Raw genomic sequence first — 11,530 nt, 5'->3', positions numbered from 1 at the left:
CGCAAGTATCTTCCCGGAGGGCCCTTCCGCCGCAACTCGGAGCCCCGCAACTCCAAGATCAACCAGCGGCAACAACCTGTTCGGAGCACCCCGCGGAACTGTGTAGACTTGGCCGCGCCGTGACCGCCACGTCGGCCCCCACGGCCTGCCGCCTTAGCTCAGTTGGCCAGAGCAACGCACTCGTAATGCGTAGGTCTCGGGTTCGAATCCCGAAGGCGGCTCTGTGAAAGCCCCAGGACTCACTCGCCGTGACCTGGGGCTTTTGCTTCTTGGGAAGACGCTGAAGCATCCCGAGGATTCCGGAGGTGCTTCTGCGGGATCGGACTCAGGTCTGTCGGCCTGGAGGTTCCGGAACAGCCGTCCATGATCCGACCAGTCCACTTCGCCTTGGACGAGCGGTACGGGCCATCCGGATCAGCAGGTCGCGCAGTGTGCTCGGGGACAGAACGCGGGCGCCGTAGACGACGATGAACGCCACGGGATCGGATCAGCCCCATCTCCTGATTCAGCGCCGTGAGTTCGTCTGCGGCCGCCCGCCGCTTCTGGTCGTCCTGGCGCTGGTACTCGATCAGCGATCGTGCCTTGATTCGCCGGTGTGTGCCGTCCCTCCGGTAGTCGATCTCACCGCTCTCTGCCTTCTCCTGCTGGACGGCAGGGGTCCGCCGCATGTCGGCTGTTCTGGCGTCCGACGTGCTGGGCGAGGCGGGACAGTACGCCGAGCCGAGCGGGGTCGGGCCCGTCCACACGGTGTCCGGGAGGTGCGTCATGACTGCCGAGATGGCGGCTCCTGCGTGGATGCACGAGCAGATCTCTGCGGGACAGTACGATTCCTGGTCCGCCCAGCAGTGTGCGGGGATCGAGATCGTGTATGGGATGGTCGTTGTGGGTCCCGGTCCCGGTCCCGGTCCCGGTGCGTCCAAGCGCCATAACCGGCTCGCTCGGTTCCTGGCGAATGCGCTGGAGGCGGCTGCGGGCCTGACTGGAACGCCGACACCGACTTCGATGTCCGTCTTCAGGACGTCCCGCTCACGAATCTGCGTCCGGATGTCGTGGTGTACCGCGCGGACACGATCGGGTCCTCGCCTCGTCGCCAGACCGCCCCGAAGCCCCCGGAGGCACCGGGGCGCCTGCCCGGCCGCCGCCCTGCCACGGGACGGGACGGCGGCCGGGGGCTGCCGGGTGTGGGGCTACGACTTGCGACCGACGCCGCCGTAGGCGTCGACCTCGGCGGGCTCGCCGAAGGGGGTGGTCGCGGGGCGCCACAGCGGGCAGGAGACGACGCCGGGCTCGACGAGTTCCAGCTCCTCGAAGTAGCTCGCGATCTGCTGCGGGCTGCGGAGGTGGTACTGGACCTGCCCGTTGGCGTTGTGCATGCGCTGGGCCTCGTTGAGGACCTCGTTGGTGTCGCTGCCGTCGCACACCAGGAGGTAGCTGCCGGAGGGCAGTTGGTCCATCAGGCCGCGCACGATCGCGCGGGCCTCGTCGAGGTCGGCGACGTGGCCGAGGATGCCGCTGAGGATGAGCGCGACGGGACGGCTGAAGTCGAGGGTCTTCGCGGCTGCCGCGAAGATGGCGTCCCGGTCGTGCAGGTCGGCGTTGAGGTAGTCGGTGGCGCCTTCCGGCGCGCTGGTGAGCAGTGCGCGGGCGTGCGTGAGGACCAGCGGGTCGTTGTCGACGTAGACGATGCGGCTCTCGGGGGCGACGCGCTGCGCGGTCTCGTGCGTGTTGTCGGCGGTAGGCAGTCCGGTGCCGATGTCGAGGAACTGGCGCACGCCCGCCTCGGCCGCCAGGTAGGTGATGGCCCGGGACAGGAAGTACCGGAAGGCGCGGGCGTTGGCGGGGATGCCGGGGAACGCGGCACGGAACTGGTCGCCGGCGATCCGGTCCACCTCGTAGTTGTCCTTGCCGCCCAACCAGTAGTTCCAGATGCGGGCGGAGTGCGGAACCGTGCTGTCGATGTTCGGCATCGGCCCGTTGTCGGCGGTGGACGGTTCGTTCGCCATGGTGATGACTCCCGCGGTGATGGGCCGGATGGTGGTCCCAACCTACCGCCGGGCTCCAAGTTGTTGACAGGGCAACGGCTTGGACGGGTGGCGGCCCGGCGGCCGGCTCGGGTTCCGGGCGTGCCCGGGTCGGCGGCGGTCGGCGTGCGGGGCGGGTCGGCCCGGCTGAGCATGGGTGGCTGGAGGTGGTCATCGTGGCCAAGGAGAAGAAACCGGGCAAGGGCGACCGGGTCGCGTGGAGGAGCCACGGCAGTGAGGCTGTCGGGAAGGTCGAGAAGAAGATCACCGAGCGGACCGAGGCGGTGGGACGCACCGTGGACGCCTCGCCGGAGGAACCGCAGTACCAGGTGCGCAGCGAGAAGTCGGGGCGCTCGGCCGTGCACAGGGCCGAGGCGCTGCACCAGCCGGGCGGCGGCGGCTCCGAAGGGAGCGGCTCCAAGGGCGGCTCCAACGGTGGCGGGGGCTCCGGGCGCGGCGGGAAGTCCGGCCGGAAGGGCGACTGACATGGCCTCCTCCGGCACGGGCGCGGGCAAGGGCAAGGGCTCCGGCGCGGGCGAGGACGAGCAGGGCCGGGAGGAGGCCCGCCGCGACTTCCACGAGGTCGTGAACATGGCCCCCGCGGAGCTGGAGAAGTGGCTGGGCACCGAGGAGTCCCAGGCGGCCGGGCAGCACCGGGACGGCGGGGAGTCCACCGGGCACGCCTCCGGGCGGCGCATCGTGGAACTCCTGCGGCGGAAGAAGGCGGACCTGACGGCGGACGACCACGCACACATGCGCAAGGTCGTCGGCTACGTCCGCCGCCACCTGGCGCAGCAGCCGTCGGGGGACGTGGCGGACAGCCGCTGGCGGCACTCGCTCATGAACTGGGGGCACGACCCGCTCAAGAGGTGACGGGCGGGCGGGGCCGGACGTCCCGGGGCGGGGGCCGTCCGGACGCCGTGCGGCCGGGCCCGTGCGGGGTGAGGGTGGAGTGAGGAGAGTTCCGTCCACCCACGTGACGAAAGAGGGGGCGCCGACATGAGAGCGCTCGTTTTCCACAGCCCCGGTCACACATCCTGGGAGGAGGTGCCCGATCCGGGTGTCAAGGACCCCGCCGACGCGGTGGTGCGGGTCGACACGACGACGATCTGCGGGACCGACCTGCACATCAGGAACGGTGACGTGCCCGAGGTGCCGGCGGGCACCGTGCTCGGGCACGAGGCCGTCGGCGAGGTGGTCGAGGTCGGCAGTGACGTGCGCTCGGTGCGGCCCGGCGACCGGGTGCTGGTGTCGTGCATCTCCGCCTGCGGGCGCTGCCGGTTCTGCCGGGAGAGCCGCTACGGCCAGTGCCGCGGTGGCGCGGGCTGGGTGCTGGGGCACCTGATCGACGGCACACAGGCGGAGTTCGTCCGGGTGCCGTTCGCCGACCTCTCGCTGCATCCGCTGCCCAGCGGGGTGCCGGACGAGGAGGCGATCCTGCTGTCCGACATCCTGCCCACCGCCTACGAGGTGGGCGTGCTGGCCGGAGGGGTCCGGCCGGGCGACACCGTGGTGGTGGTCGGGGCCGGCCCGATCGGGCTCGCGGTGATCCGCACCGCGCAGCTGTTCACTCCCGGCCGGATCGTCGCGGTGGACCTGGCGCACGCGCGGCTGGACGCCGCCGTGGCGCTCGGCGCGGACACGGTGGTGAACGCGGCGGACGACCCGGAGTCCCTGGTGGCGGACCTGACCGACGGGCTCGGGGCCGACGTGGTGGTCGAGGCGGTGGGTACCGCGGCCGCGTTCGAGAGCTGCACCAGGATGGTGCGCCCGTGCGGGCACGTCGCCAACATCGGCGTGCACGGCAAGCCGGCCATGCTGCACCTGGAGGAGCTGTGGATCAGGGACGTCACGGTGACCACGGGCCTGGTCGACACCCACTCCACGCCGCTGCTGCTGAACCTGATGGCGTCCGGCCGGCTGACGGCCTCGTCGATGGTGACGCACCGGTTCCCGCTGGAGCTGATGGAGCAGGCCTATGACGTCTTCGGGCGGGCCGCGGACACCGGCGCGCTGAAGGTCGTTCTCGGCGGCACCCCGCACGACACCGTCGTCCTGCCCACCTGAGCGGGCCGCCCGGTGACGGGCTGACGGTCGGGTGTCCGTCAGCCGCGGACGTCCGCCGCAGGGCTCTGCCCGTCCGCACCGCCGCCGGCACGCCTGACGGCGGCGAAGGCGGTGACGGCGGTGGTGATGCCGTCGAGGAGCACGGTGAGGCCGGTGGCGAAGGCGTCGCGGGCCTCATGTTCGAGGTAGGGCGCGTCCTCGTCGGCCGGGTCGAAGGCGTGCTGGCTCTCCAGGCGGGTGAGGATGGGGAAGCGCTCGGCGAAGTCGGGTGCGACCTCCTCCAGCATCGCCGAGCGGGCGTACCACCACTCGTCGTCGGACATGCCGGTGGCCGCGGTGGCCTCGCGGGAGTCGGCGATGGTCTGCGCGGCACCGCGGACGAAGTGCACCAGGGCGCCGACGATGCCGCGCTGCCTGCGGGGCGGGAGGCCGGTGGCGTGCAGCACCCCCAGCAGCGTCTCCATGAAGACGAACTCGTGCGGCCCGAGGACCGGGCGGGCCTGGGAGACCTGGAGCATCCACGGGTGGCGCAGGTAGAACGCGAGCAGGTCGCCCGCCCAGGTCTCCAGAGCCGGGCGCCAGCCACCGGACATGTCGTAGCGGGTCGGTAGTTCGGCCAGTGCGCGGTCGTGCATCAGGTCGAGCAGCTCGCTCTTGCTCGGCACGTACGTGTACAGGGCCATGGCGGTGCGGCCGAGGCGGTTGCCCACCGCGCGCATGGACAGGGCGGCCATGCCGTGGGCGTCCGCGTGGGCGATGGCGGTGTCGACGATCGTGTCCACGCTGAGCGCCGGTTTCGGCCCCGGGCCGGTGCGCTGGGGGCGGGTGTCCTGCTCGCGCCAGAGCAGGGCCATCGAGCGGCGGGCGTCGCCCTGCCCGGCGAACACGACCATCGTGGCATCTCCTTACGGTATAAAGTAACCTGCGCAGTGACTCTTTACACTGTAAGGATATCAGGGGGTTGTGATGGGTTCCGAATCCGCTACCGACCGGCGCGAGCCGTCCGCCGCGACGCCGGCACGGCCCGGTGACCCGGTCGTGAGCCGGGCCGAGGCCGACAGCCACGACTGGATCGAGGTCAGGGGGGCCCGGGAGAACAACCTCGCCGACATATCCCTCTCCATCCCCAAGCGGCGGCTGACGGTGTTCACCGGGGTCTCCGGCTCGGGCAAGTCCTCGCTGGTCTTCGGCACGATCGCGGCCGAGTCGCAGCGCCTGATCAACGAGACGTACACGGCGTTCGTCCAGTCGTTCATGCCGGCCCTGGGCCGGCCGGACGTGGACGCGCTGCGCAACCTCAGCGCGGCCATCGTCGTCGACCAGGAGCGGATGGGGGTCAACTCCCGCTCCACGGTCGGTACCGCGACCGACACCCACACCCTGCTGCGCATCGTCTTCAGCCGCGTCGGCGTCCCGCACGTCGGCCCCGCCACCGCCTTCAGCTTCAACAGCCCGGAGGGCATGTGCCCCGAATGCGAGGGGCTGGGCCGGGTGTCGGCGATCGACCCGGACGAACTGGTCGACGTCGAGCTGTCGTTGAACGAGGGCGCGATCACCGTGCCGGGGTTCGCGGTGGGTTCGTGGTACTGGCAGGGCATCGCGCAGTCCGGCTTCGTCGACCCCGACCTCAAGCTCAAGGACTACACCTCGCAGCAGTGGGAGGACCTGCTGCACAGGCCCGCGACCAAGGTCGACGTCAACGGCAGCAAGATCAGCTACGAGGGCCTGGTGGTGAAGGTCCAGCGGGTGCTGCTGTCCAAGGACCGGGAGGCGATGCAGCCGCACATCCGGGCCTTCGTCGACCGGGCGGTGAAGTTCACGACCTGCCCGTCCTGCGACGGCCGCCGCCTCAACGCGGCGGCCCTGTCCGCCCGGATCGGCGGCCGGAACATCGCCGAGTGCTCGGCCATGCAGATCAGCGACCTGGCCGAGTTCGTCCGCGGGCTGGACGACGCCTCGGTGGCGCCGGTCGTGGACTCGCTGCGGCACACCCTGGACTCCCTGGTGCAGATCGGTCTGGGCTACCTCTCCCTGGACCGGGAGAGCGGCACGCTCTCCGGCGGCGAGGCGCAGCGCGTCAAGATGGTCCGCCACCTGGGGTCCAGCCTGACCGACGTGACGTACGTCTTCGACGAGCCGACCGTCGGACTGCACCCGCACGACATCCGCCGCATGAACGACCTGCTGCTGCGGCTGCGCGACAAGGGCAACACCGTGCTGGTCGTGGAGCACAAGCCGGAGGTCGTGGCGATCGCCGATCACGTGGTCGACCTCGGCCCGGGGGCCGGGGCGGCCGGCGGCCGGGTCACCTACGCGGGTGACGTGCCGGGGCTGCGCGCGTCGGGCACGCTGACCGGGCGGCACCTGGGCCACCGGGCCCGGCTGCGCGAGCAGGTCCGCCCGCCGCGCGGGGTGCTGCCGATCCGGGGCGCGACCCGGCACAACCTGCGGGACGTCGACGTGGACATCCCGCTCGGCGTGCTGACCGCGGTGACCGGCGTGGCCGGGTCGGGCAAGAGCTCGCTGATCCACGGCGCGCTGCCGGGCCTGCCGGGCGTGGTGACCGTCGACCAGTCGGCGATCCGCGGTTCCCGCCGCAGCAACCCGGCGACGTACACCGGGCTCCTGGACTCCCTCCGGGCGGCCTTCGCCAAGGCCAACGGCGTCAAACCCGGCCTGTTCAGCGCCAACTCCTCCGGCGCCTGCCCGCACTGCAAGGGCATCGGGCTGGTGTACACGGACCTGGCCATGATGGCGGGCGTCGCGACGGTCTGCGAGCGGTGCGAGGGCAAGCGGTACATGCCGGAGGTGCTGCGGCACAAGCTGCGCGGCAAGGACATCAGCGAGGTCCTCGCTATGTCGGTCGCCGAGGCGCACGAGTTCGTCACCGCGGGCGCCGCGCGGGCGGTGCTCGGCCGACTCGTCGACGTGGGTCTGTCCTACCTGCGGCTCGGGCAGCCGCTCACCACGCTGTCCGGTGGTGAACGCCAGCGGCTGAAACTGGCGATCCACATGGCGGAGAAGGCGGCCACCTACGTGCTCGACGAGCCGACGACCGGCCTGCACCTGGCGGACGTCGACCAACTGCTCGCGCTGCTGGACCGGTTGCTGGACGACGGCAACACGGTGGTGGTCGTCGAGCACCACCAGGCGGTCATGGCCCACGCCGACTGGATCATCGACCTGGGCCCGGGGGCGGGGCAGGACGGCGGCCGGGTCGTCTTCACCGGCACCCCCGCCGACCTGGTCGCGCACGGGGACTCGCTCACCGCCCGGCACCTGCGGGAGTACGTGGCCACGGGCCGAACCGCGGGCTGAGCCCGCGGGCGGGCCGCCGGGACCGGCCGCGGATGCGCGCCGGCTCGGCCGTCGATCCGCCGTCGTCGACCCGCCGTCGTGTGCTCGCTGCCGCGTGCCCGGGGCGACGCGGCCCCGGGCACGCGGTTGCCGGCCGGTGTGCGGCTGCCGGTGCGCGGCTGCCGGTGCGCGGCTGCCGGTGTGCGGACGCGCGGCGGTGGGTCAGGCGGCCCGCCAGCGGTAGCGGTCGTCGGTGGCGGTGGTGGTGCAGCGCATGGGCGTGCCCTTCACGGTGCTGCCCAGGGCGCCGGGCGGGGAGCAGAACGAGCCGGGGTGCACACCCGTCTGGCCGCCGGAGGACGTCCCGCCGCCGGAGTCACCGCCTGTCGTGCCGCCCGTCGTCCCACCGCTGGTTCCGCCGCTGCTGCCGCCGGTCTCGGTGGCCGGTGGTCCCGGGTCGGGGGCCGGGGCGGTGGTCGCCGGTGCGGGCGGTGGGGTGGGCTTGGGCGGCGGCGGCAACCGGGTGCCGGTCTTGTCAGGGCACGCGGTGCCCGGCGCGACGAGGTGCAGCAGCACGGCCAGGTCGTCGGCGAACGGCGCCTCGGTACCCGCTTCCGGCTCCTGGAAGCAGACCTTCCAGCTGTCGGGCCGGGCGGGCGGCTCCGCGTTGGTGTAGGCGCCGCGCGTGGTGATGTCCCGGACGCCCAGAGCGTTGATCCTGGCGGTGGCCCGGGCGTGGGTGGCACCGACGACGTCCGGGAACTCCGCCCAGGCGAGCGTCGCCGGGGCCGTGCTCGGGCACGGGTCCGCGGTGGGTGCGGCGCCGAACCGCAGCAGTGGCTTGCCGCTGCCGGACGCGGGCGCCTTCTCCTTCTGGAAGCACACCTTCCAGTCCCCGACGAGCCAGGAGTCGGCCTGCTCACTGCCGGAGGCGTTGTGGCGGGTGGTGCGGTAACCCGCCTTCTCGGCGGCGCGCTCGGCGTCGGGCAGGCTCTGCGCGACGTAGTTCGGCGTCTTCGGTGGCTCTGGCGACGCGGCACCGGCCGCGCTGGTGGACGGCTCCGGCTCGGCGGGCGCTCCGCCGCAGGCGGCGAGCGCCACACCGAGCGCCACCGCGCCCAGGACGCGCGCCGCGCTCGCGACGGCACTCCGGCGCGGGGGCGTGCGCGGGGGTATGGGGTGGTGGGCGGTCGACGGGGTACGACTGGACTGCTGCATGCGCTGCTCCTGATCCATGGCTGCCGTGTGTGACAGCCAGGCGCCGCAGCGTACTCATCGGTGTGATGAGATGTGTGCGGAACAAGGGATTTGTGCGCATGCCGTCACCGGCCCGGCCACAGGGAGCGTCAGGGGCGGAGGAAGTCGATCAGGCTGGGCGCGAGTCGGCCCGGGGACGTCACCGCCGCGCCGTGGTGCAGGCCGTCGAGCGTGCGGGTGGTGGCGTCGGGCAGCACTCGGGTGACCCCGTCTGCGGCGTCCCCGCTGGCTCCCCGGCCGCGGCGGTCGTACTGGACGACGGTGAAGTGATCGGCCAGCAGTCCGGCCAGCCGGGCGGTGTCGCTCCGGTCGGCCAGTGCGGAGGAGACCAGGATGACGACGGGCCCTTCCCCGGCCCGCTCGAAGGCGATCCGGGTGCCGTCACCGGAGGTGACCGTCGATTCGTCAGGTGTCGCGGTGGCGTCTCTGTCCTGGCGGTTCGCTCGCATGGTGGTCCTCCGGTGGGTGCGGGTGCTGCCGACACGGGTACTGACGGGTTCCCGGGCGTCGAACTCATCGCCCTCCCCAGGGCGTTGCCGTCCGCTTGCGCCTGCTCGGCTCCCGCCGCGCAGACCGTGCGGCCTGGAGCATGCTCCAGGTGGAACCGCAGATGCGACGGATTCGGCTGAGAAGACTTGCAGATGCGGCCAGATCAGGCCTAGGTTCCGGTACATGCACACCTACAGCATCGGTCAGGCGGCCCGGCTTCTCGGGGTCAGCAGCGACACCGTGCGCCGCTGGGCCGACGCCGGACGGGTGGCGACGCACCTGGACGGCTCCGGGCGCCGGCTCATCGACGGCCGCGACCTGGCCGCGTTCTGCGTCGAGGTCGGGCAGGGCGGCATGGACCAGGAGGACGCGGACGGTACCGCCCGCACCTCGGCCCGCAACGCCTTCCCCGGCATCGTGACCGCCGTGAAGCTCGGTGATGTCGCCGCGCAGGTGGAGATCCAGTCCGGGCCGCACCGCCTGGTGTCGCTGCTGACCAGGGAGGCGGTCGAGGAACTGGGCCTGGAGGTGGGCATGCCGGCCACCGCCCGGGTGAAGTCCACCAACGTGCACGTCGACCGCCGGTCCTGAGCACCGAGGAGACCCCGACACCATGCTCCGATCCCGATCCCGATCCCGATCCCGATCCCGATCCCGATCCGGGTCCCGGGCCGCCGTCATCACCCGGGCCGTCCTGGCCGGGTTGCTGCTGCTTCCGCTCGCGGCCTGCGGCGGCTCACGGGACGGAGCCGCAGGCGGCTCCCCGGACGGGACGTTGCGGGTGCTCGCGGCCTCGTCGCTGACAGAGGTGTTCCGCACCGCCGGTGCCGCCTACGAGAAGGAGAACCCCGGCACGTCGGTCTCGTTCTCGTTCGCCGGTTCGCAGGAGCTGGCCGCGCAGGTCCGGCAGGGCGCACCCGCCGACGTGCTGGTCACGGCGGACACCGAGACGATGCGGGGCCTCGCCGGGGAGACCGGACCGCCGACGGTCATCGCCGGCAACCGGCTGGTCATCGCCACCGCCGAGGGCAACCCGCTGGGCGTCTCCGGGCTTGCGGATCTCGGCGACCCGCAGCTGAAGGTCGTGCTCGCGGCGGAGGAGGTGCCGGTCGGCCGGTACGGCAGGAAGATCCTGGCCGCCGCCGGCACGAAGGTGGAGCCGGTGTCGCTGGAGCCGAGTGTGCGGGCGGTGCTGAGCAAGGTGGAACTGGGTGAGGCCGACGCCGGGTTGGTCTACGAGACCGACGCGGCCGGGTCGGGCACGGTCGACGCGGTCGCCGTCCCCGACGCGCAGAACGCCCTCGTCTCCTACCCGGCCGCCGTGCTCGGGGGTGCCCGCGACCAGGAGGCGGCCACCGCCTTCGTGGACTGGCTCAGCGGCCCGAAGGCCCAGCGCCTCCTGCGGGACGCCGGCTTCCAGCAGCCCTGAGACCGGTGACCACGATGAACCGCAACCCCCTCCGCAGCCGCGTCCGTGCCCCCTTCCGCAACCCCGTCCGCAGCCGCGTCCGTGCCCCCTTCCGCAACCCCGTCCGCAGCCGCAGCCGTGCCTCCGGCGCCCGCGCCCCGCTGGCGCTCGTGTTGCCCGCCCTGCTTGCCGTGGCACTGCTGCTGCTTCCGCTGGTGGGCGTGCTGGTACGGACCGCCTGGAGTGATCTCGGCGCGCACCTGACCGATCCGGCGGCGCTGGAGGCGCTGCGGCTGTCGGCGGTGGTGTCGTTCTGGGCTCTGGGCCTGTCGGTGCTGCTCGGTGTGCCGCTGGCCTGGCTGCTGGCCCGGGTCGACTTCCCCGGCAAGGCCGTGGTCCGCTCCCTGGTCCTGCTGCCGATGGTGCTGCCGCCCACCGTGGGCGGGGTCGCCCTGCTGCTGGCCTTCGGGCGGCGCGGCCTGCTCGGGCCGTGGCTGGAGAACACCTTCGGCATCACCCTGCCGTTCCACACCTCGGGCGCGGTGCTCGCGGCGACGTTCGTGTCCATGCCGTTCCTGGTGATCAGCCTGGAGGGAGCGCTGGCCGGGCTCCATCTGCGCTACGAGCAGACCGCCGCCTCGCTGGGCGCGTCACCGGTACGCGTGTTCCGCACGGTGACGCTGCCGATGGTCGCACCGGCGCTGGCCGCCGGTGCAGCCCTGACCTGGGCCAGGGCCTTGGGCGAGTTCGGTGCGACGATCACCTTCGCCGGCAACCTGCCGGGGGCCACCCAGACCCTGCCGCTCCAGGTCTACCTGCTGCTCCAGGAGCGGCCGGCCGCCGCCACGTCCGTCTCCCTGCTGCTGCTGGCCGTCGCCATGGCCGTGCTGATCGCCCTGCGCGGCCGGTGGACCGCCGGCACCAGGGACCGCCCCCCCCCCCCCCCCCCCCCCCCCCCCCCCCCCCCCCCCCCCCCCCCCCCCCCCCCCCC

At 72.7% G+C, this 11,530-nt stretch carries 9 protein-coding genes, 1 tRNA gene and 3 pseudogenes; 9 read left to right on the top strand and 4 right to left on the bottom strand.

Annotation, left to right across the window (positions count from 1 at the left end; all coding sequences use genetic code 11):
- Nucleotides 1-147: 147 nt before the first annotated feature.
- Nucleotides 148-221, top strand: a tRNA-Thr gene (locus QNO07_RS23360).
- Between the two features lie 544 nt (nucleotides 222-765).
- Nucleotides 766-1,091: pseudogene (locus QNO07_RS23355) on the top strand (PDDEXK family nuclease); the annotation flags it as partial.
- Nucleotides 1,092-1,187: 96 nt separating this feature from the next.
- Here QNO07_RS23355 and QNO07_RS23350 read toward each other — a convergent pair.
- Nucleotides 1,188-2,003, bottom strand: coding sequence for an SAM-dependent methyltransferase (locus QNO07_RS23350; protein WP_283994281.1), 816 nt, complete (start codon nucleotides 2,001-2,003; stop codon nucleotides 1,188-1,190).
- A gap of 194 nt (nucleotides 2,004-2,197) precedes the next feature.
- Here QNO07_RS23350 and QNO07_RS23345 point away from each other — a divergent pair.
- From QNO07_RS23345 to QNO07_RS23335, 3 genes and pseudogenes are all read left to right on the top strand, one after another.
- A pseudogene (locus tag QNO07_RS23345) lies at nucleotides 2,198-2,401 on the top strand (hypervirulence associated TUDOR domain-containing protein); the annotation flags it as partial.
- Between the two features lie 106 nt (nucleotides 2,402-2,507).
- The gene (locus tag QNO07_RS23340) at nucleotides 2,508-2,894 is read left to right on the top strand and encodes a DUF3140 domain-containing protein (RefSeq protein WP_283994336.1); all 387 of its coding nucleotides are present in this window, start codon (nucleotides 2,508-2,510) and stop codon (nucleotides 2,892-2,894) included.
- A gap of 126 nt (nucleotides 2,895-3,020) precedes the next feature.
- The gene (locus tag QNO07_RS23335) at nucleotides 3,021-4,088 is read left to right on the top strand and encodes an alcohol dehydrogenase catalytic domain-containing protein (protein WP_283994280.1); all 1,068 of its coding nucleotides are present in this window, start codon (nucleotides 3,021-3,023) and stop codon (nucleotides 4,086-4,088) included.
- A gap of 38 nt (nucleotides 4,089-4,126) precedes the next feature.
- On the opposite strand, the gene QNO07_RS23330 is transcribed toward QNO07_RS23335, so the two are convergent.
- The gene (locus QNO07_RS23330; protein ID WP_283994279.1) at nucleotides 4,127-4,981 is read right to left on the bottom strand and encodes a TetR/AcrR family transcriptional regulator; all 855 of its coding nucleotides are present in this window, start codon (nucleotides 4,979-4,981) and stop codon (nucleotides 4,127-4,129) included.
- A 73-nt stretch (nucleotides 4,982-5,054) separates the two neighbouring features.
- Here QNO07_RS23330 and QNO07_RS23325 point away from each other — a divergent pair, with 73 nt between their 5' ends.
- Entirely contained in the window at nucleotides 5,055-7,406 is a 2,352-nt protein-coding gene (locus QNO07_RS23325; protein ID WP_283994278.1) for an ATP-binding cassette domain-containing protein, read from the top strand.
- A gap of 201 nt (nucleotides 7,407-7,607) precedes the next feature.
- On the opposite strand, the gene QNO07_RS23320 is transcribed toward QNO07_RS23325, so the two are convergent.
- Both QNO07_RS23320 and QNO07_RS23315 read right to left on the bottom strand, forming a co-directional pair.
- Nucleotides 7,608-8,603, bottom strand: coding sequence for a PASTA domain-containing protein (locus QNO07_RS23320; protein ID WP_283994277.1), 996 nt, complete (start codon nucleotides 8,601-8,603; stop codon nucleotides 7,608-7,610).
- Between the two features lie 254 nt (nucleotides 8,604-8,857).
- A pseudogene (locus tag QNO07_RS23315) lies at nucleotides 8,858-9,091 on the bottom strand (alpha/beta fold hydrolase); the annotation flags it as partial.
- 223 nt (nucleotides 9,092-9,314) lie between these two features.
- Here QNO07_RS23315 and QNO07_RS23310 point away from each other — a divergent pair.
- From QNO07_RS23310 to QNO07_RS23300, 3 genes are all read left to right on the top strand, one after another.
- Nucleotides 9,315-9,722 (top strand): TOBE domain-containing protein, encoded by a 408-nt coding sequence (locus tag QNO07_RS23310; protein WP_283994276.1) that lies wholly within the window; start codon nucleotides 9,315-9,317, stop codon nucleotides 9,720-9,722.
- Between the two features lie 22 nt (nucleotides 9,723-9,744).
- A complete protein-coding gene (gene modA, locus QNO07_RS23305) occupies nucleotides 9,745-10,560 on the top strand; it encodes a molybdate ABC transporter substrate-binding protein (protein ID WP_283994273.1) in 816 nt (271 codons plus the stop codon).
- 14 nt (nucleotides 10,561-10,574) lie between these two features.
- Nucleotides 10,575-11,530, top strand: a 956-nt coding sequence (locus QNO07_RS23300) for an ABC transporter permease (RefSeq protein ID WP_283994272.1), incomplete at its 3' end; no start/stop codon positions are given.

The organism is Streptomyces sp. 549 (assembly GCF_030124175.1).
GTDB lineage: Bacteria > Actinomycetota > Actinomycetes > Streptomycetales > Streptomycetaceae > Streptomyces.
Note: the sequence above shows the minus strand (reverse complement) of the source record. Positions and strands in the feature narration are given on the sequence as shown.